General features: G+C 67.7%; 17 protein-coding genes. 16 read left to right on the top strand and 1 reads right to left on the bottom strand.

Annotated features, from left to right (window positions below):
• Positions 1–347 precede the first annotated feature (347 nt).
• The 16 genes from cofG to O4G76_RS16205 all read left to right on the top strand — a co-directional run bounded on the left by cofG (position 348) and on the right by O4G76_RS16205 (position 15876).
• Complete coding sequence (gene cofG / locus O4G76_RS16130) at positions 348–1490, top strand: 7,8-didemethyl-8-hydroxy-5-deazariboflavin synthase CofG (RefSeq protein WP_269398284.1); 1143 nt, start codon at positions 348–350, stop codon at positions 1488–1490.
• Entirely contained in the window at positions 1487–2761 is a 1275-nt protein-coding gene (cofH, locus tag O4G76_RS16135) for a 5-amino-6-(D-ribitylamino)uracil--L-tyrosine 4-hydroxyphenyl transferase CofH (RefSeq protein ID WP_269398285.1), read from the top strand. The genes cofG and cofH overlap by 4 nt, the downstream gene beginning before the upstream one ends.
• On the top strand, positions 2758–3714 hold the full coding sequence (gene cofD, locus O4G76_RS16140; RefSeq protein WP_269398286.1) for a 2-phospho-L-lactate transferase: 957 nt from the start codon (positions 2758–2760) through the stop codon (positions 3712–3714). The genes cofH and cofD overlap by 4 nt, the downstream gene beginning before the upstream one ends.
• Entirely contained in the window at positions 3711–4358 is a 648-nt protein-coding gene (cofC, locus tag O4G76_RS16145; protein WP_269398287.1) for a 2-phospho-L-lactate guanylyltransferase, read from the top strand. The genes cofD and cofC overlap by 4 nt, the downstream gene beginning before the upstream one ends.
• Positions 4355–5128: a coenzyme F420-0:L-glutamate ligase gene (gene cofE, locus O4G76_RS16150; RefSeq protein ID WP_269398288.1), complete on the top strand. Its 774-nt coding sequence runs from the start codon at positions 4355–4357 to the stop codon at positions 5126–5128. Before cofC ends, cofE begins: the two co-directional genes overlap by 4 nt.
• Positions 5125–5793, top strand: coding sequence for an NADPH-dependent F420 reductase (gene npdG / locus O4G76_RS16155; RefSeq protein WP_269398289.1), 669 nt, complete (start codon positions 5125–5127; stop codon positions 5791–5793). Before cofE ends, npdG begins: the two co-directional genes overlap by 4 nt.
• Before the next feature lie 41 nt (positions 5794–5834).
• Positions 5835–6875 (top strand): TIGR03842 family LLM class F420-dependent oxidoreductase, encoded by a 1041-nt coding sequence (locus O4G76_RS16160; RefSeq protein WP_085896005.1) that lies wholly within the window; start codon positions 5835–5837, stop codon positions 6873–6875.
• A 134-nt stretch (positions 6876–7009) separates the two neighbouring features.
• The gene (locus tag O4G76_RS16165) at positions 7010–7633 is read left to right on the top strand and encodes a TetR family transcriptional regulator C-terminal domain-containing protein (protein ID WP_269398290.1); all 624 of its coding nucleotides are present in this window, start codon (positions 7010–7012) and stop codon (positions 7631–7633) included.
• Between the two features lie 177 nt (positions 7634–7810).
• Entirely contained in the window at positions 7811–10153 is a 2343-nt protein-coding gene (locus O4G76_RS16170) for a Tex family protein (RefSeq protein ID WP_269398291.1), read from the top strand.
• A 465-nt stretch (positions 10154–10618) separates the two neighbouring features.
• Entirely contained in the window at positions 10619–11056 is a 438-nt protein-coding gene (locus O4G76_RS16175) for a universal stress protein (protein ID WP_269398292.1), read from the top strand.
• An 11-nt stretch (positions 11057–11067) separates the two neighbouring features.
• A complete protein-coding gene (locus O4G76_RS16180; protein WP_269398293.1) occupies positions 11068–12615 on the top strand; it encodes a sodium:alanine symporter family protein in 1548 nt (515 codons plus the stop codon).
• A 209-nt stretch (positions 12616–12824) separates the two neighbouring features.
• Positions 12825–13154: a hypothetical protein gene (locus tag O4G76_RS16185; RefSeq protein ID WP_269398294.1), complete on the top strand. Its 330-nt coding sequence runs from the start codon at positions 12825–12827 to the stop codon at positions 13152–13154.
• A gap of 181 nt (positions 13155–13335) precedes the next feature.
• Positions 13336–13770, top strand: coding sequence for a DUF411 domain-containing protein (locus tag O4G76_RS16190; protein ID WP_269398295.1), 435 nt, complete (start codon positions 13336–13338; stop codon positions 13768–13770).
• 54 nt (positions 13771–13824) lie between these two features.
• Positions 13825–13965, top strand: a complete 141-nt coding sequence (locus O4G76_RS16195) for a hypothetical protein (protein ID WP_269398296.1) — start codon at positions 13825–13827, stop codon at positions 13963–13965.
• Between the two features lie 25 nt (positions 13966–13990).
• Complete coding sequence (locus O4G76_RS16200; protein ID WP_269398352.1) at positions 13991–14401, top strand: cytochrome c; 411 nt, start codon at positions 13991–13993, stop codon at positions 14399–14401.
• A gap of 131 nt (positions 14402–14532) precedes the next feature.
• Positions 14533–15876 (top strand): VTT domain-containing protein, encoded by a 1344-nt coding sequence (locus tag O4G76_RS16205; RefSeq protein WP_269398297.1) that lies wholly within the window; start codon positions 14533–14535, stop codon positions 15874–15876.
• Positions 15877–15954: 78 nt separating this feature from the next.
• Here O4G76_RS16205 and O4G76_RS16210 read toward each other — a convergent pair whose 3' ends face one another.
• A complete protein-coding gene (locus O4G76_RS16210) occupies positions 15955–18597 on the bottom strand; it encodes a TRAP transporter permease (protein WP_269398298.1) in 2643 nt (880 codons plus the stop codon).
• Between the last annotated feature and the right edge of the window lie 45 nt (positions 18598–18642).

The following is an 18642-nucleotide window of genomic DNA, read 5'->3' on the forward strand; positions in this document are numbered from 1 at the left end:
CCTCGATCAGGCACGCATGCCCCAGCTTCGCCAAGTCCCGCGCCGACGCAGGCGTCATCGATACCCGCGCCTCGCCGGCGGCCACTTCGCGTGGCGCTCCAATCCTCACGATACTGTCCTCCCATTGCCCCACGGCGCCCTCCCAAGCGCCGAGTGAAGCTTTCCCCGACTATCCGCGTAGTTTTATCTAGTAGTCAATTATTTTGATCGTGAAGATATTGCATCATATGTTAGTGCACTGACACAAAACGATATAAACTGCTCATAGGCTGTTTTTTGACCTGATACTAAAAATAGTTTTGACAAGTCGCGTCGAGATCGCTCAGCCTTGAGGGCAGGAGGAGATCATGACCAGCCACTTGCCCAGCACCGGCGCGCCGCTTGCCGAAACCGGGGATCTCGATGCCCTGATGGCCAGCGCCCGCCAGATCCGCGATGCGGCCTGGGGCCGCAGGATCACCTATTCGCGCAAGGCCTTCGTGCCGCTGACCAACATGTGCCGCGACACCTGCGGCTACTGCACCTTCGTCAAGCACCCCTCCTCGCCCGAGGCGCGGATCATGACGCCCGAACAGGTGCTGGCCGAAGCGCTGCGCGGCGAGCGCGAGGGCTGCAAGGAGTTGCTGTTCAGCCTCGGCGAGAAGCCCGAACTGCGCTACGAGGCGGCGCGCAAGGGGCTGGAACGGTTGGGTTATTCGAGGCTGACCGACTATCTTCGCGACATGTGCGCGCTGGTGCTGCGCGAGACCAGCCTGCTGCCGCATGTCAATGCCGGCACGCTGACCGACGACGAGATCGACGTGCTCAAGCCGGTCTCGGCCTCCATGGGCATGATGCTCGAAACCGTCAGCCGGCGCCTGACCCGCAAGGGCCAGCCGCATTTCGCCTGCCCCGACAAGACGCCGGTGCAGCGGCTGCGCACGCTGGAACGCGCCGGTGAAAAGCGCGTGCCCTTCACCACCGGGCTGCTGATCGGCATCGGCGAGACATGGGAGGAGCGGATCGAGGCGCTGGAGGCGATCAACGCCGCCCATGCCCGCCACGGTCACGTGCAGGAGGTCATCATCCAGAACTTCCAGCGCAAGCCCGACATCGAGATGGCCGATCACCCCGAGCCCGGGCTCGAGGACATGCTGCGCACCATCGCCGCGGCGCGGATCATCCTCGCGCCGGAGATCAGCCTGCAGGCGCCGCCGAACCTGAGCGCGCGGCACATCGCCTATCTCGACGCGGGCATCAACGACTGGGGCGGTATCTCGCCCGTCACCATCGATTTCATCAACCCGCAGCACGACTGGCCCGAGATCCGCAGCCTCGCGCGGTCCTGCGACGAAGCCGGGTTCGAGCTGCGCGAAAGGCTCACCGTCTACCCGAGATACCTCACCGAGGATTCGGGGTTCATCAACGCCTCCGTTCGGAACCGCGCGCTCGGCATGGCCGGGGGCGAAGGGCTGGCGCGCGAGCAGCGGCATATCGGAGAGACAGCATGACCTACCAGTCGACGACCCGGCAGTTCGCCTGCGATCCCGCCGCCGTGGGCGGCGCATCCGACCCGATCCGCGCGATCCTCGAAAAGGCGCTTTCGGGTGGCGAGGTGAGCACCGAGGAAGGTGTGGCGCTGTTCCGCGCCGAGGGGACGGATATCGACGCCGTCTACCGCACCGCCGACACGCTGCGCCGTCGCGCCAATGGCGACCGGGTCAGCTTCGTGGTGAACCGCAACATCAACTTCACCAACATCTGCTACATGGGCTGCAAGTTCTGCGGCTTCGCCAAGCGGACCGAGGACAAATCCGCCGAGTGGCTCGAGCCCGCGCAAATCGTGGAACGGGCGCAGCAGGCCTGGGATCGCGGCGCCACCGAGGTCTGCATCCAGGGCGGGCTGCACCCGAAGATGGAGGGCACCTACTACCGGGAGATCATCCGCGCCATCAAGACGGCGTTGCCCGGCATGCACATCCACGCCTTCTCGCCCTTCGAGATCTGGTACGGCGCGTCCAAGACCAAGATGTCCTACCGTGACTTCCTGACCGATCTGAAGGAGGCGGGGCTCGATTCGATGCCCGGCACCGCGGCCGAGATCCTCGACACCGAGGTCCGAATGCAGCTCACCACCAACAAGCTCTCGGCCGAGCGCTGGGTCGAGATCATCCGCACCGCGCACGAGGTCGGCATCCCGACCACCGCGACGATCATGTACGGCCATGTCGACGCGCCCGAGCACTGGGCCGCGCATATCGCGCTGCTGCGCGACATCCAGAAGGACACCGGCGGCTTCACCGAGCTGGTGCCGCTGTCCTTCGTGCACACCGATTCGCCGCTCTACGCCCAGAACCCCGACAAGGTGCGCCCCGGCCCGACCGCGCAAGAGGTCGACCTGATGCACGCGGTGTCGCGGATCATGCTGCATGGCTGGATCGACAACATCCAGGTGAGCTGGACCAAGCTCGGCGCGGCGCGGGCGCAGCAGATGCTGTCGCGCGGGGTCAACGATCTCGGCGGCACGCTGATGAACGAAAGCATCTCGCGCGCCGCAGGCTCCGACCACGGGCAGGAGATCACTGCCCGCGAGCTGGTGCGGATGATCCGCGCCGCAGGCCGCGTGCCGGTACGCCGCAACACCGTCTACGAGACGCGCGAGGTGTTCGAGAACCACGACCCCGAGGAGTTGGCGCCGCTCGTAGACCGCAAGGGCCGCGACCCGCTTGCCTTTCTCGAGATGTTCCCCGAGCGCCCCGCCGCGATTGAGGCCGCGCGATGAGCCCGCGCAAGGTCTGCCTGCTCGCCGGTGGCGTCGGCGGAGCAAAGATGGCCGAGGGGCTTGCCGCCCATGACGACGTGGCGCTGTCGGTGATCGGCAACGTCGCCGATGACGAGAGCTTCCACGGGCTCTGGGTCTCGCCCGACATCGACACGCTGACCTACAGCCTCGCCGGGCGGATCGACCGCGCGCAGGGCTGGGGCGTCGCCGATGAGGGGCACCGGGCGCTGGAGACGCTGAAGCTCCTGGGCGCGGAGACCTGGATGTCGCTGGGCGACCGCGATTTCGGGCTGCACATCCACCGCACGATGCGGCGCGCAAAGGGCGACCGGCCCTCGGACATCGCCCGCGACGTGGCCCGCGCCTTTGGCGTGACCCCTGAAATTTTGCTGCCCACCGATGACGTGGTGCAAACTCGGCTGCGGACGACCGACGGGCGCTGGCTTAGCTTTCAGGAATATTTCGTGCGCGAGCGCTGCGCACCGGAGATCCGGGAGATCGCCTTCACTGGCATGGACATGGCGCGCTCCACGCCCGAGGCGCTGGCCGCCATCGCCGAGGCCGAGCTGATCGTCGTCGCGCCCTCGAACCCGCTGGTGAGCATCGCGCCGATCCTCGGCATTCCCGGCATCGGCCAGGCGCTGCGCGCCGCCACCGCGCCGAAGATCGCGGTCAGCCCCTTCATTGACGGCCGAGTGGTCAAGGGCCCGGCCGACCGCATGATGGCGGCGCTGGGGCTGCGCGCCGACGCGCTCGGCGTCGCGCGGCGCTACAGCGGGCTGGCCGACAGGCTGGTCATCGATCATGCCGATGCCGCGCTGGGGGCCGAGATCGCGACCGCGGGCCCTGTCCCCCATTGCAGCGATATCCTGATGAAGACCCAGGCGGACAAGGCGCGGCTGGCGCGCGAGATCCTCGATCTCGCCTTCGCGCCTGCGGAGGCAGTGGCATGAGCGGCACCGCAAAGCGGCTCGTCGCGATCCCGATGAAGGATCCGCGCGATGCCAAGACCCGGCTCGGCCTCGCCCTCTCTCCTGAACAGCGCGGTGATCTGGCGTTGATCCTGTTCCGGGCCACGGTGACGCGACTGCGCGAAGCGGTGGAGGGGCTGGAATGCCAGGTCGATCTCGCCGCGGTCAGCGCCAGCCCGATCATCCGCGACGTCGCCGAGACGCTCGGGCTGACCGTCATCGACGATGGCGGCGCGCCGTCGCTGTCGCTGGCCCTCGAGGCCGCCGCGGACTGGGCCGCCAGGCATGGCTACGGCGCGCTCTGTATCCTGCCCGGCGATCTCGCCGACCCCGACCCGGTTGATCTCGCATGGCTGCTGGATCACCCGCTCGAGGGTGGCACGGCGGTGATCTGCCCGGCCAAGGATCTGGGCACCAACGCGCTGATGGTGCCGCTGCCCCGCCCCTTCGCCTTCGCCTATGGGGCGAAATCGACGATCCGCCACCGCCGCGCCGCCGAGGCCGCCGGGCTGACCCCGGTGATGATGCCACTGGGCAGCCTGCGCGTCGACGTCGACACGGTCGAGGATCTCCATCACCTGCCCTCCGGCCATTTGCGGCGCACGCGCCAGGAGCATGCGCAATGAGCCTTTCCGTCTCTCTGACCGCCATTCCCGGCATTCCTGACATCCGCGAGGGCGACGATCTCGCCGCGATCATTGGCGACCGGCTCGACGCGGCGGGTCTCGGCCTGCGCCACGGCGACATCCTCTGCGTCGCGCAGAAGGTGTTCTCCAAGGCAGAGGGCTGCATCATCCCGCTCGCCACGGTGACGCCCTCCGACGAGGCGCGGCGCTACGCCGATGAACTGAACAAGGACGCCCGCAAGGTCGAGGTGGTGCTGCGCGAGAGCACCCGCGTGGTCCGCTCGTTCCGGCGCCCCGACCAGAACGAGGGCACGATGATCTGCGAGCATCGGCTCGGCTTCATCTCGGCCAACGCTGCGGTCGATGAATCGAACTTCGGCGAGGAGAGCGCCGTGATGGTGCTGCCGCCCGACCCGGATGCCAGCTGCGCCGCGCTGCGCGAGGCGCTGCACGCCCGCTTCGGCGCCGAGATCGGCGTGGTGATGACCGACACCTTCGGCCGGCCATGGCGGCTGGGCCAGGTCAACGTCGCGATCGGGCTGTCGAAGGTGCCCGCGACGATCCGTGAGCAGGGCAACACCGACGCCTGGGGCCGCCCATTGCAGGTGACCGAACCCGCGCTCGCCGACGAGATCGCCGCCGCCTCGGGGCTGGTGGTGCGCAAGGACGGCAAGACGCCCGCGGTGCTGCTGCGCGGGCTCGACTGGACGCCCGCCGAGAGCCGCGGCGCCGACATACTCCGCAAGAAACAAGAGGACATGTTCAGATGACTATCGCGATCATTGGCGGCACCGGGCCGCAGGGACAGGGCCTCGCCTTGCGCTTCGCCCGCGCCGGCGTCGAGGTGGTGCTGGGCGGCCGCGACGGCCCGCGCGCCGCCGCCATCGCCGAGGAGCTTCAGGCGCAGCTGCCTTCGGACGCGGCGAAGATCCGCGGCCTCGACAACGAGGGTGCGACCAAGGCTGCCGAGGAGATGGTGATCCTCGCGGTTCCCTTCTCGGCCCACAACGCCACGCTCGAGGCGCTCAAGCCTGCGCTCGCGGGCAAGATCCTTGTCGACATCGTCGTGCCGCTGGCCGAGGGCGACCCCAAGAAGGTCGACATGCCGCCCGAGGGCTCTGCCACCGAGGCCGCGCAGGCGCTCTTGGGCCCCGACATCCCGGTGATCGGCGCGCTGCACAACGTCTCGGCGGTGACGCTCAAGGCGCTCGACCAGTCGATCAACTGCGACATCCTCGTCTGCGGCAACAGTCTCGAGGCCCGCAAGAAGGTGATCGAGCTGGTGCGCAAGCTCGGCGTCGAGGCCTACAACGCGGGCGACGCGCAGTCCGCGCGCTGCATCGAGGCGATCACGCCGATCCTGATCCGGCTGAACATCTCGAAAGCGGTGCCCTTCAGCCATGCGGGCATCCGTATCTGCCCGCCCGACCACTGACCCAAAACAAGACCATCGATTTTCTAGGGAGGAAAAATCACATGGAATTCGGCATCTGCTTCAAGGGCTTCGTCGAGCCCGAACGCGCCCGCGCCCTGGTCCGCCAGGCCGAGAACGCAGGCTTCGACTATTGCTGGTTCTACGACAGCCACATCCTGTGGCGCGAGAGCTTCGTCGCCATGGCGATGTGCATGGAGCACACCACCAAGATGCGCTTCGGCCCGCTCGTGACCAACCCGAACTCGCGCGAGTGGTCGGTCGCGGCCTCGCTGTTCGGCTCGCTGGCCAAGCAGTCCGGCGGCCGCTTCGACATCGGCCTCGGGCGCGGCGACAGCGCGGTGCGTGTCATGGGCAAGAAGCCCTCGACCCTCAAGCGCCTCGAGGAGTTCACCCACGTGGTGAAGGCGCTCATTCGCGGCGAAGAAGTGCAGTACGGCGAATGCCCCGAGCCGGTGAAGTTCCCCTGGGCCGACGGCTACGAGCTTCCCGTCTGGATCGGCGCCTATGGCCCCAAGGCGCTGGCCTCGGCGGGCCGCGTCGGCGATGGCGTGGTGCTGCAGATCGCCGAGCCGAAGATCGTCAAGTGGCTCGCGGACCAGGCGAAGAATGCCGGCACCGAGGCCGGGCTCGACATGTCGAACTACAAGGTGATGGCCGCCGCCCCCGCCCATACCGGGCCGATCGACGAGGCGATCGAGAAGGTGAAGTGGTTCCCCGCCATGGTCGGCAACCACGTCGCCGACATCGTCGAGAAATACGGCGCCGACAGCGACCAGGTGCCCTCCTCGCTCACCTCCTACATCGAGAACCGCAAGGGCTACGACTACTCCAAGCATGGCCAGAGCGATAACCCGTATCTCGACTTTATCACCGAGGACATCATCAAGAGCTTCTGCGTGCTCGGCACCCCGGAGGAACACATCGCCAAGATTCGCGAGCTCGAGGAAGCGGGCACCACGCAGTTCAACATCTATCTCGACAGCGGCGACGAGGAAAAGATCATCGCCGATTACGGCGACACGGTGATCCCGGCCTTCCGCGAGAAGGCGGACAACGTCACCAAGTTGAAGGCCGTCTCCTAAGGCGCCCCCGCGCGGAGACGCCCACCGGCGGGCAGCCCACCCTGCCCGCCGGTACGGTCCGCCCCCGCTGGCCTCGCCACTCCAGTTGTGCGATAGGGCGGGCGGATCGACCTATACGAGGGGCTGGACGGCTCATGGCACGCATGGCAGGCACGAAGCCCAAGACCCGGATCCAGCGCAAGAACACCGAACAGATCCTCGGCGCCGCGCTCGAGGTCTTCGCGCAGCACGGCTCCTCGGGCGCCTCAATCAACCTGATCGCCAAGACCGCCGGGCTGACCACGCCGAACCTGCTCTACTACTTCGAAAGCAAGGACGCGATCCGCCGCGAGCTTCTGGCCCGCACCCTGCAGCTGTGGATGGCGCCTCTGAACATGCTCAGCCCGCATGGCGAGCCGGTCGAGGAGATCTGCCAGTACATCCGGCGCAAGCTTGACATCTCCAAGAATTTTCCCAAGGAAAGCAAGTTCTTCGCCAACGAGATCCTGAGCGGGCTGCCGCAGTCCAAGAGCGAGATCTTCGGTCCGCTGAAGGAGCTCTACAACGCCAAGATCGCGGTGCTGGAAGACTGGATCCAGGCGGGCCGCATCGCGCCCGTCGATCCGCATCACCTGCTCTACTCGATCTGGGCCACGACCCAGCACTACGCCGATTTCGACGTCCAGATCGAGGAGATCGCGCCGGAAAAGGCCAAGGACCGCTTCGCGGATGCCGAGGCGTTCCTGATCGAGATGTACCGGAAGCTGCTCACCGTTTAATCCGGCCGATCAGTCCCGTCCCTCGGCCGGGAGATCGGACAGGACGCCGGCCGACTTCGGCGTTTCCGGCGCGTCGTCGCCCAAGCTCCGACTTCGTCAGGCCGGTCGCCGCAGTCACCCTTTTGCCGCTCGGCCCGCGGGCGTATGAGGGACCTCGCAGGGGAAGAAAGGACTGACATGGATCGCGCCACCCGTATCAACCGGACCATCGGCCAGGACATCGGGGCGAACGCGACCCAGGTCGCGGCCGCGATCAAGCTGCTCGACGAGGGGGCGACCGTCCCCTTCATCGCGCGCTACCGCAAGGAGGCCACGGGCGGGCTCGACGACGCGCAGCTGCGCCTGCTGGCCGAACGGCTCGGCTATCTGCGCGAGCTCGACGACCGGCGCGACGCGATCCTCAAGTCGATCCGCGAGCAGGACAAGCTCACCGACGCGCTGGCCCGCGCGATCGGCGCCGCGGAAACCAAGACCCAGCTCGAGGACATCTACCTGCCCTTCAAGCCCAAGCGCCGCACCAAGGCGATGATCGCGCGCGAAAACGGGCTCGAGCCCCTGCGCGACGCGATCATGGCGGACCGGACCCGCGACCCGGAAACGCTCGCGAAAGCCTATCTGAGCGAGGCGGTGCCGGATGTGAAGGAGGCGCTGAACGGCGCCCGCGACATCCTCACCGAGGAGCTGTCGGAGACCGCCGAGTTGCTGGGCGACCTTCGGAATTATCTCCGGAGGGAAGCCATCGTGACCGCCAAGGTGGTCTCCGGTCAGGAAGAGGCCGGGGCCAAGTTCTCGGATTACTTCGACCATTCCGAGAAGTGGTCCAGCATGCCTTCGCACCGCGCCTTGGCGCTGCTGCGCGCCATGAAGGAGGGCGTCATCCGCTTCGAAATCGGCCCCGACAAGGAGGTCGGCGAGCCGCGCTGCGAGGCCATGATCGCCGCGCGGCTGAACCCCTCGGGCGATGGCCCCGGCGACCGCTGGCTGCGTGATGTCGCGAGCTGGGCCTGGCGGGTAAAGCTATCGACCTCGATGATGACCGAATTGGTGGCCGAGCTGCGCGCCCGGGCGCATGAGGAGGCCATCTCCGTCTTCGCGCGCAACCTCAAGGACCTTCTGCTGGCGGCCCCGGCGGGCGCGCGGCCGACGCTCGGGCTCGACCCAGGCATCCGCACCGGCGTGAAGGCCGCCGTGATCGACGCCACCGGCAAGCTGCTGGCCACCGACACCCTCTACCCCTTCCAGCCCAAGAAGGACGTGCAGGGCGCCCAGTCCCGGATCATCGGCCTGATCAAGGCGCATGGGATCGAGCTCATCGCCATCGGCAACGGCACCGCCTCGCGCGAGACCGAAAAGCTGGTCGCGGACACGCTTGCCTTGCTCCCTGCCGACGTGAAGAAGCCGACGAAGGTGATCGTCAGCGAGGCGGGCGCCTCGGTCTATTCCGCCTCCGAGCTGGCATCGAAGGAGTTCCCCGGCCTCGACGTGTCGCTGCGCGGGGCGGTCTCGATCGCCCGGCGGCTTCAGGATCCGCTCGCCGAGCTGGTGAAGATCGAGCCCAAGAGCATTGGCGTCGGCCAGTACCAGCACGACGTCGACCAGCGCCGCCTGTCGAAATCGCTCGAAGCAGTGGTCGAGGACGCGGTGAACGCGGTCGGCGTCGATCTCAACACCGCCTCGGCACCGCTGCTCGCGCGTGTCTCGGGCCTGACACCGGGGCTGGCGGAATCGATCGTCGCCCATCGCGACGAGGCCGGGGCCTTCACCACCCGCAAGGACCTTCTGAAGGTCAGCCGCCTCGGCCCCCGCGCCTTCGAGCAATGCGCTGGTTTCCTGCGCATCCGCGATGGCCGCGAGCCGCTCGATGCCTCGGCGGTTCACCCCGAGGCCTATGGCGTGGCGCGCCGGATCCTGGCGGATTGCGGCCGCGACCTGCGCGCGCTCCAGTCCAATCCCGAGGCGCTGAAGAACCTGCGGGCGGAGGCATATGTCGACGAGCATTTCGGTCTTCCGACCGTGCGCGACATCCTCGCCGAGCTGGAAAAGCCCGGCCGCGACCCGCGCCCCAGCTTCAAGACGGCGACATTCGCCGAGGGCGTGGAGCAGATCACCGACCTGCGCGAGGGCATGCGCCTCGAAGGCACGGTGACCAATGTCGCGGCCTTCGGCGCCTTCGTGGATATCGGCGTGCATCAGGACGGCTTGGTCCATGTGAGCCAACTCGCGGACCGCTTCGTGAAGGACCCGCATGAGGTGGTGAAGGCGGGCGACGTCGTGCAGGTGCGCGTGACCGAGGTGGACGTGGCGCGCAAGCGCATCGGCCTGACGATGCGCAAGGATGGCGGCGCCTCGGCCAAGGAGGAGCGCAACGCCCGGGGCGACCGGCAGGCGCCGCGCCGGGATGCCCCGCGAAACGCCGGAAAGCCGTCTCATAAAGGTGGTCACGGGCGCGGCGCTTCCAAGAGTGGGGATCAACCCGGCGCCTTCGGCTCGGCCCTGCTCGAGGCGATGAAGAAGCGCTGAGAACGAGCCCCGCCCGAGGTGGCAAGGGGCGGCGGCACAGGGGCCGTCGCCATCCCCTCGGGTCCGAATGACCGCCGCAGTCCGATGGTGTCGACGGCAGGCACGTGCATAGGAGTCATCTGCGGCAACGGGGTGAGAAACACACCGGGGGGGAGCTCCGACGAGCCGTCTTGCGGCGACTTCCCGGCCCGCATGAAGGGCATGCCGCTTTACCGGACCGACTGCTGTCGACCGGGTGACTTCGATCAAAGGATTAGAGGCGGAGATCATGCGGCCACGCCGCCACCCATGCCTCTGCATCCGAACCGGAGGGATCGGCGGCGCTGCCTCGGGGCACGCGCAAACGAGTGGGCGACACTCGATCCCCGCGATACTATGCTGATCACGCGGGCGTTTCCCCCGTGTGATCGATGCAAAGCGAAAGGCGCCAGGGCGCCGACCGCCGCCAAGACAGGAGATGCCCCAATGACGACACGGCTCGTAGTCGGTCTGGACGGCCATGCCTCGGGGGAACGCGCCCTCGACTTTGCCGTCACCCAGGCCCGGCTCATCGGCGATTGCGATCTCGTGGTCGCCTATGTGATCGAATGGTCGCCATTCTCGTTCCACTCCGCCGAGGAGAACGCGCAGCGCCACAGGCGCCGCGAGGAGGAGATCAGCACGGTGATGAGCCGGGTGATCGACCCGGCGGTGAATAAACTCGAAAAGCTGGGGATCAAGGCCACCGGTGTCGTGCGCCATGGCGACGTGGCCGACACGCTCAACGCCATCGCCAAGCAGCAGAAGGCGGCGCAGATCATCGTGGCGCGCTCCTCCGAGGGCGGCTTTTCCAGCCGCATCTTCGGCTCCTCGACCTTCAACCTCGTGAAGGGGGCCGATCTGCCGGTCACGGTGGTGCAATGAGGGGGCCGCGGATGACCGCAACCGCGATGGCGGCGTTCGCCGCGACACTTCTGACCGCAGGCGCCGCGCGGGCGCAGGAGGCCATGACGCTCGACGAGCGCGTCAACCAGATCTTCGCCGAGATCACGGGACCCTTCGTCAGCTTCATCTTCGCGCCGCTCTACGGCACCGATTTCCCCTGGATCGTGATGTGGCTGGTGATCGCGGCCACCGTGTTCACCCTCTATTTCGGCTTCGTGCAGTTCCGCTATTTCGGCCATTCGATCCGGCTGGTGAAGGGCGACTACTCCGACCCTGACGATGCGGGCGAGGTCAGCCACTTCCAGGCGCTGGCCACGGCGCTTTCGGGCACGGTGGGGCTTGGCAACATCGCGGGCGTCGCGGTGGCGGTCGGCATCGGCGGGCCGGGCGCGACCTTCTGGATGATCCTCGCGGGGCTCCTCGGGATGGCGTCCAAGTTCACCGAATGCACCTTGGGCGTGAAGTACCGCAACGAGTACGAGGACGGCACCGTTTCCGGCGGCCCGATGTACTACCTGTCGAAGGGCTTCCGCGAGTTGGGCCTGCCGGGCGGCGGCGTGCTGGCGGTGCTATTCTCAGTGTTCTGCATCCTCGGCTCGCTGGGCGGCGGCAACATGTTCCAGGCCAACCAGGCGCATGCCCAGATCTCGGGCATTCTCGGCGACTACCCCGGCTGGATCACCGGTCTCGTCTTCGCCTTCGTGGTGTTCCTGGTGATCGTCGGCGGTATCAAGTCGATCGCGCGGGTCACCGAAAAGATCGTGCCCTTCATGGGCATCCTCTATGTCGGCGCGGCCCTGATCATCCTGATCGTCGAATACGACAAGATCGGCTGGGCCTTCGGTCAGATCTTCGAAGGCGCCTTCAGCGGGCTCGGCGTGGCGGGCGGTCTCGTGGGCGCGCTGATCCAAGGCTTCAAGCGGGCGGCCTTCTCGAACGAGGCAGGCGTGGGCTCCGCCGCGATCGCCCACTCGGCGGTGCGCACCAAGGAGCCGATCACCGAGGGCTTCGTCTCGCTCTTGGAGCCGCTGATCGACACGGTGGTGATCTGCACGATGACCGCGCTCGTGATCACCATCTCGGGGCAGCTCATCACCGACCCGCAGACCGGCCGCTTCGTGCTCGACGAGGCCGGTGCCGCGATCGCCACGATCGACGGCAATACCGGCGTGGCGCTGACCTCGGCCGCCTTCGCGACCGGGATCAGCTGGTTCCCATACGTGCTGGCCGTGGCGGTGGTGCTCTTCGCCTTCTCGACGATGATCAGCTGGTCCTATTACGGGCTGAAGGCCTGGACTTACCTGTTCGGCGAGGGCAAGACCAAGGAGTTGATCTTCAAGCTGATCTTCTGCGCCTTCGTGGTGATCGGCGCGGCCGCCAATCTCGGGCCGGTGATCGACTTCTCCGATGCCGCGATCTTCGCCATGGCCGTGGTCAACATCCTTGGCCTCTACTTCCTGATGAAGGTGGTTCGCCAAGAGCTCCGTTCTTATGGCAGGCGGCTGCGCTCGGGTGAGATCGTCGCCTACAGGACCTGAAGCGCGAGGATGCTCGGAAACCACCCCGCCGACCGGCCCGGACGGTCGGCGGGGATCGTCGCGAGGGCGGTACGACGAACACGAAAGGCGCGAAAACTCGGCATTTTCTCGCGCAATACCCTATCGTCACGTCCGTTTCAGCGCGCGCCCCACCGCCACGTGACCGCGTTCCCCTTGCGAAGCCGGACGAAGATCGCACATATCGTCCCATGATCCGCCTCGTCGCCATCTGCCTGCTTTTGATCGGCTCCCTGGTCCAGCTGTCGACGGCTGCGCCCGCGGGTCCCGTGAGCGGTCACGAGATGGCGATGGCCCAAACCTCCCCGCACTGCCCCGACTGCGCTCCCGGCGACAGCCGCGCCATCATGGATTGCGCGGTCACCGGGCTTTGCGCCCCGGCCCCGGGCGTGCTGGCCCCGGCCATCGACCCGTCCGGCCCCGGTTCGGTCTGCAGCGAGTTGCCACGCTGCTTTGCAGTGGAGACGCCAACCGGCGGCCATCCTGTCCCGATTCCCGCCCCTCCGAAACATACGGCCTGATCGATCGCACGGTTTCGCGACGCGAAGCCATGCCACGCACAGCGTGGTTCTCGTCAAACCGGAACGGCCATCTTCGCCCCTTCTGCCCCTTCACGCACGGAGAACGGGGCCGGATGATGGCCGGGACCGGGAGCCCTTTCAGGCCGCCGATGGCGGCATTCACGACCGACAGGATATCACCATGAAAACCATCAGAACCCTCGCGACCGCCACCGTGTTCGGCTTTGCCGCGCTGCCGGTGCTCGCCCAGTCCATGACGCTTCACAAGGATCCGAATTGCGGCTGCTGCACGGCGCATGCCGAGTATCTGCGCGAGAACGGCTTCGAGGTGGAGATCCGCGAGACCTACGATCTCGCCACCGTCAACAAGGAAGCCGGCGTACCGCTCGGCCAGCACGGCTGCCATACGGCGGTGGTCGACGGCTATGCGATCAGCGGCCATGTCCCGGCCGACCTGATCAAACGCTTCCTCGAGGAAAAGCCCGAAGGCGCCATCGGCATCACCCTCCCCGGCATGCCGATGGGCGCGCCGGGCATGGGCGACGATCCGGAGGCGCAGCTCGACGTGATGCTGATCGACGCCGAGGGTGTGTCGCACCCCTACCCGGCCGAGTGAGCCGGCCTTGGCGGGACCGGCGCGCCGGTCCCGCCCGCAGATCGAATCGATGGGATGGATACCGACATGATGATGATGAACGGCATGGGGGGCGGCATGATGCTCGCCATGGGCGCGGTCTGCCTGCTGGCAGTCGCGGTGCTGCTGCTCGCGGCGGCCGCCTTGGTCAAGTACCTCCGCAGCCCGGAAAACTAGGGTGAAGGGCAAGGCGCGCATCGCCATGGCCGCCGGGGCCGGCGCCGTGGCTTTGGCGGCGGGGGGCCTGTTGCTTTGGCCATCGGTCCCGGAGGTCAATGGCCGTGCGCTCTATCTCGACAATTGCGCGTCCTGTCACGGCGCGGCGCTCGAGGGGCAGCCCGATTGGCGCCGGCCCGGCCCCTCGGGGCGCCTGCCCGCGCCGCCGCATGACGCGAGCGGCCATACCTGGCATCACCCGGACCGGGTGCTGCGCGAGATCGTGCGGCGCGGCTCCGCCGCCGTGGTGGGACAAGGCTACGAAAGTGACATGCCGGGCTTCGAAGACATTCTGACCGATGCCGAGATCGACGCGATCCTCGACTACATCAAGTCCACATGGCCCGACCGCGAACGCAGCTTCCAATCCCGCGTCACCGAGGCGGAGGGCGGCTGAGACGCGCGCGCGCCACGGGTCCGGCCGCGCGACGCGCCCGGACCGCGATCGGGGGTGCGCCCGGCCCGCCGAAGCTGTAGGGATGCGTTCCGTGGCGCCTGGGCGCCGCGGGACACCAGAGGGGCCCTTGCATGTTGTCATGGGGCGTGCCGGCGCTGCTGCTGGCGACGATCGTGAACCAGCTGCCGGTGATCAGCGTCTTCGTGCCGACCGAACCGGTCTATGTCTATCTCGGCACCCAGCTTCCGCAGGGCGGCTGGACCTCGCTACTGGCCTGCATGCTAGGGGCGTGGATCGGCGCGCAGGGCTCGTTCTGGCTCGGGCGCACGGCCGGGGCGCGGGTGCTGGCGCGAATGAACGCCGCCCCCGCCGCCATGGCCCGTGCCCGCGCCCTGTTCGAGCGCCGAGGCCCGCCCTTCGTGGTGCTGGCGCAGCTGATCTGGCCGATCGCCACGCTCTGCCAGGTGCTGGCGGGGGCCTGGGGCATGCGACCGCGCACCTATCTCGTGGTTTCGGCGCTGGGCGCGGTGCTGGCGGTGCTGCAATACGCGGCGATCGGCTATGCCTCGGCCACCGGCCTTGCGGCGCTGGGGTTGCAGCCCAAGGAGCCGCTTCTGGTGCTGCTCGGGCCCTACTGGCTACTGATCGGGCTGGCGCTGATGCTGCTGGTGGGCTGGGCACTGATCCTGCGCCGGGCGCGCCACGCGCTGCCGCTGCGCATCGCCCATGCCGCGCTTCTGGCGCTGGCCATGTTCGTGGCGATCAACCTCGGCACCCTGACCGGCCGGGCCGAGGCGGCGGGCCGCATCGCGCCTCTGCCGCTGGAACTGGCCTGCCGCGCGCTCGACGAGACGCTGATCGCCCGGACCGGCGAGACGCCGCTGCACGCGGCGCAGCCGGTCAACCTCGCCCTCGTCGGTTACTATGCCCCCGATGCCTTGCTTGGCGGGCTGGGCTGGCTGCGCAACCGCACCTATGCGGGTGATGATCTCGATCCGGCCGAGATCCTGCGCCTCACCTATCGGGGGCTGCCCCCGGCCTCGTCGCTGCTGATCGAGGGCGTCGCCACCGACCTCGCCTGGCAGGAACGACGCGGCGCGGTGCCCCGCACCCAGCTGCGGCTCTGGCCGGTGGCCGTGCCCTCCGGGGTGCCGCCGCTCTATCTCGGGTCGGTGGGGCGGATCGACGCGGTGACGCTGCGCCTCGCCGGGCGAATTCCGCTGCCGGTGCTGGCCTACGACCTGTTTCCCTTCACCGACAGCGCCCGCAACAGCCAGGCCGAGGCGATCACCCGCGCCGTCCCGGGGGCAAGCTGGCAGCTGCTCGGCCCGTCGAGCCGGCCCGAGGAAGAGAGCCAGTTCGAGACCGATGGCCGCATCGCGGTGCTGCGCACGCCGGGCGCGCCCACTCTGACGCAGATCTGTGCGGAAACCGCCCCCAATCCTTTGGGCATGGCCCTTCCGACCGAGGGGTGAGGGCCGCGCCGCCTGCCCTATCACTGCACGGTGTGGCGTAGGTGATAGTCGGGCCCCGGCGCGCGGGGCCCGAACGGATCAGAAGGCGGGAACGGTCTGGCGGCGGCGCTGCAGCAGCACCACGCCCGCCAGCAGCAACAGTGCCGGGATGTAGAACACGTATTTGGTGATCCGTTCGCGCGGCGCCTGCACCTGTGCGATCTGCACCGGCCTGTCCGAATAGAAGTCGAAATCGGCCAGCTTCTCGGCGGCCGGAGTGCCGAACATCGGCTCGTCGAGCCGCACGACCTCGCCCTCCGGGAACAGCAGCAGCCCGGACGCGTCGATCCGCTCGGCGGCGCCGCCCTCGCCCTCGATATCCATCACCAGCGTGGTCGAGGTCAGCGCGCCCGAGTTGAAGTCGGGCCCCTCGATCCTGAGCCGCAGCCGGTCGCCCGGGTTGGCCTCGGCCACGGCGGTTTCGAACTCGGCCGGGGCAAAGGTCTGGAACGGGCTCTGCATCTGGTTCAGCCAGAAGCCCGGCACGAAGAGGGTGAAGGCCACGACCAGCAGCGCCGCGGATTCGTGGATCTTCGACGGTGCCAGGAAATACCCCTGGGTGGCGGCGGCGAAGAGCAGCATCGCAATGGTCGCGACCACGAAGATGAACGCCGCCTGACCGATCCCGAACCACGTGCCGAGGTCGATGCCGTAGAGGATCAGCGCCGGGTTGTAGATGAACAGGAACGGCAGCGCGACGGTGCGCAGGCTGTAGAAGAAGGCCGTGAAGCCGGTCTTGATCGGATCGCCCCCCGAGACGGCGGCGGCCGCGAAGCTCGCGAGACCCACGGGCGGCGTCACATCGGCCATGATGCCGAAGTAGAAGACGAAGAGATGCGCCGCGATCAGCGGCACGATCAGCCCTTCCTGCGCGCCCAGATTCACCACCACCGAGGCCATCAGCGACGACACCACGATGTAGTTCGCCGTGGTCGGCAGCCCCATGCCGAGGATCAGCGAGAACAGACCCACGAAGATCAGCATCAGGATCAGGATGCCGCCCGAGAGCTGCTCGACGAGACCGGCGAGCTCGGTGCCGATCGGGGTCTTGGTGACGGTGGCGACGATGATGCCGGCGGCCGCCGTGGCGACGCCGATGCCGATCATGTTGCGCGCGCCCGCGACAAGGCCGTCGCGCAGGTCGTGGAGCCCGGCGCCGAATTCATGGGCGATCTCGCCGCCCCTGCCCCGGAACAGCGCCTTGAGCGGGCGCTGGGTGACGATGATCAGCAGCATCAGGCAGGTGGCGTAGAAGGCCGATTTCGCCGGGCTCTGCCGCTCGACCATCAGGAACCACACCAGCACCAGGATCGGCAGCACGTAATGCAGGCCGGTGGCATAGACCTCGGCCACGGTGGGCAGCTTGATCTCCTCGTCGGAGGGATCGTCGATATGCAGGTCGGGCCGCTTGGCCGCGACCCAGACGAGGCCGAGATAGACCGCCGCCAGCACCAGCATCATGATCGGCGCGGTGAGCGAGGGCAGCGCGGATTCCAGCGCGTCGACGCCGTAGATCAGCGCCGTGAAGCCGATGCCCGCGACCACGAAGCCGATCGCGAACTTCACGATCATGCCGGCGAAGCTCTTGCTCTCGCCCAGCGCCGGCATACCACGCTTCAGCGCTTCGAGATGCACGATGTAGACCAGCGCGATGTAGGAGATCACCGCCGGGATGAAGGCGTGCTTGATCACCTCGAGATAGGAGATGCCGATGAACTCGACCATCAGGAAGGCGGCGGCGCCCATCACCGGGGGCATGATCTGGCCATTGACCGAGGAGGCCACCTCGACCGCGCCCGCCTGTTCCCGCGAGAAGCCCACACGCTTCATCAGCGGGATCGTGAAGGTGCCGGTGGTCACCACGTTGGCGATCGACGAGCCCGAAATCAGGCCGGTCATCGCGGAGCCGACGACCGCCGCCTTCGCGGGACCGCCGCGCAGATGCCCCAGCCCCGCGAATGCGAGCTGGATGAAGTAGTTGCCGGCGCCCGCCTTGTCGAGAAGCGAGCCGAACAGCACGAACAGGAACACGAAGGCGGTGGAGACGCCGAGCGGGATGCCGAAGACGCCGGCGGTGTCGAGCCACTGCGCGTTGATCAACGAGGTGAAGGAGAGACCCTCATGCTCGACCAGATCGGGGATCAGCCAGCCGGTGCCGAAATAGGCATAGGCCAGGAACAGCCCGCCGACGATGGTGAGCGCGGGGCCCAGCGCCCGGCGCGACGCCTCGAGCAGCACCAGTATGCCGACCGAGCCGATGATCACCTGCGTCTGCGTCGGCAGGCCGGAGCGCGCCGTCATCGCCAGCGTGTCGGAGAACCAGAACACGTAGAAGGCGCAGAAGGCCCCGATCAGCGCCAGGGCCCAATCCGCCAGCGGCACCTTGTGGCGCGGGCTCGACTTGAAGGCCGGATAGGCGAGGAAGGCGAGGAAGATCGCGAAGGTGAGGTGAATGGGTCGGGTCTGCGAGGAGTTCAGCACCGGCAGGTAGGCGCCGAACCACAGCTGCGGCTGCGCGATCCAGAGCTGGAACAGCGACCAGGCCATGGCGGTGCCCGCGATCAGCATCGCGGTGGCGCGGTTCACGGGCGCGCGGGCGCCGGAATCCGAACTGGTGACGAGATCCTGCAGGTCGTCGTCCGAATATTGCCGGTCGTCCCGGTCCTCGCGCTGCTCGGCCATCGGACGCGCTCCCTCATGCTGTGTCGGTGTCAGGCCCATCCCTCG

This window comes from Limimaricola sp. G21655-S1 (genome assembly GCF_027213785.1).
Lineage (GTDB): Bacteria > Pseudomonadota > Alphaproteobacteria > Rhodobacterales > Rhodobacteraceae > Limimaricola.

Bases quoted from the DNA above. Each gene is read 5' to 3' on its own strand.
- cofG (WP_269398284.1), top strand. From the start codon at position 348: ATGACCAGCCACTTGCCCAGCACCGGCGCGCCGCTTGCCGAAACCGGG.
- cofH (WP_269398285.1), top strand. From the start codon at position 1,487: ATGACCTACCAGTCGACGACCCGGCAGTTCGCCTGCGATCCCGCCGCC.
- cofD (WP_269398286.1), top strand. From the start codon at position 2,758: ATGAGCCCGCGCAAGGTCTGCCTGCTCGCCGGTGGCGTCGGCGGAGCA.
- cofC (WP_269398287.1), top strand. From the start codon at position 3,711: ATGAGCGGCACCGCAAAGCGGCTCGTCGCGATCCCGATGAAGGATCCG.
- cofE (WP_269398288.1), top strand. From the start codon at position 4,355: ATGAGCCTTTCCGTCTCTCTGACCGCCATTCCCGGCATTCCTGACATC.
- npdG (WP_269398289.1), top strand. From the start codon at position 5,125: ATGACTATCGCGATCATTGGCGGCACCGGGCCGCAGGGACAGGGCCTC.
- O4G76_RS16160 (WP_085896005.1), top strand. From the start codon at position 5,835: ATGGAATTCGGCATCTGCTTCAAGGGCTTCGTCGAGCCCGAACGCGCC.
- O4G76_RS16165 (WP_269398290.1), top strand. From the start codon at position 7,010: ATGGCACGCATGGCAGGCACGAAGCCCAAGACCCGGATCCAGCGCAAG.
- O4G76_RS16170 (WP_269398291.1), top strand. From the start codon at position 7,811: ATGGATCGCGCCACCCGTATCAACCGGACCATCGGCCAGGACATCGGG.
- O4G76_RS16175 (WP_269398292.1), top strand. From the start codon at position 10,619: ATGACGACACGGCTCGTAGTCGGTCTGGACGGCCATGCCTCGGGGGAA.
- O4G76_RS16180 (WP_269398293.1), top strand. From the start codon at position 11,068: ATGACCGCAACCGCGATGGCGGCGTTCGCCGCGACACTTCTGACCGCA.
- O4G76_RS16185 (WP_269398294.1), top strand. From the start codon at position 12,825: ATGATCCGCCTCGTCGCCATCTGCCTGCTTTTGATCGGCTCCCTGGTC.
- O4G76_RS16190 (WP_269398295.1), top strand. From the start codon at position 13,336: ATGAAAACCATCAGAACCCTCGCGACCGCCACCGTGTTCGGCTTTGCC.
- O4G76_RS16195 (WP_269398296.1), top strand. From the start codon at position 13,825: ATGGATACCGACATGATGATGATGAACGGCATGGGGGGCGGCATGATG.
- O4G76_RS16200 (WP_269398352.1), top strand. From the start codon at position 13,991: ATGGCCGCCGGGGCCGGCGCCGTGGCTTTGGCGGCGGGGGGCCTGTTG.
- O4G76_RS16205 (WP_269398297.1), top strand. From the start codon at position 14,533: ATGTTGTCATGGGGCGTGCCGGCGCTGCTGCTGGCGACGATCGTGAAC.
- O4G76_RS16210 (WP_269398298.1), bottom strand. From the start codon at position 18,597: ATGGCCGAGCAGCGCGAGGACCGGGACGACCGGCAATATTCGGACGAC.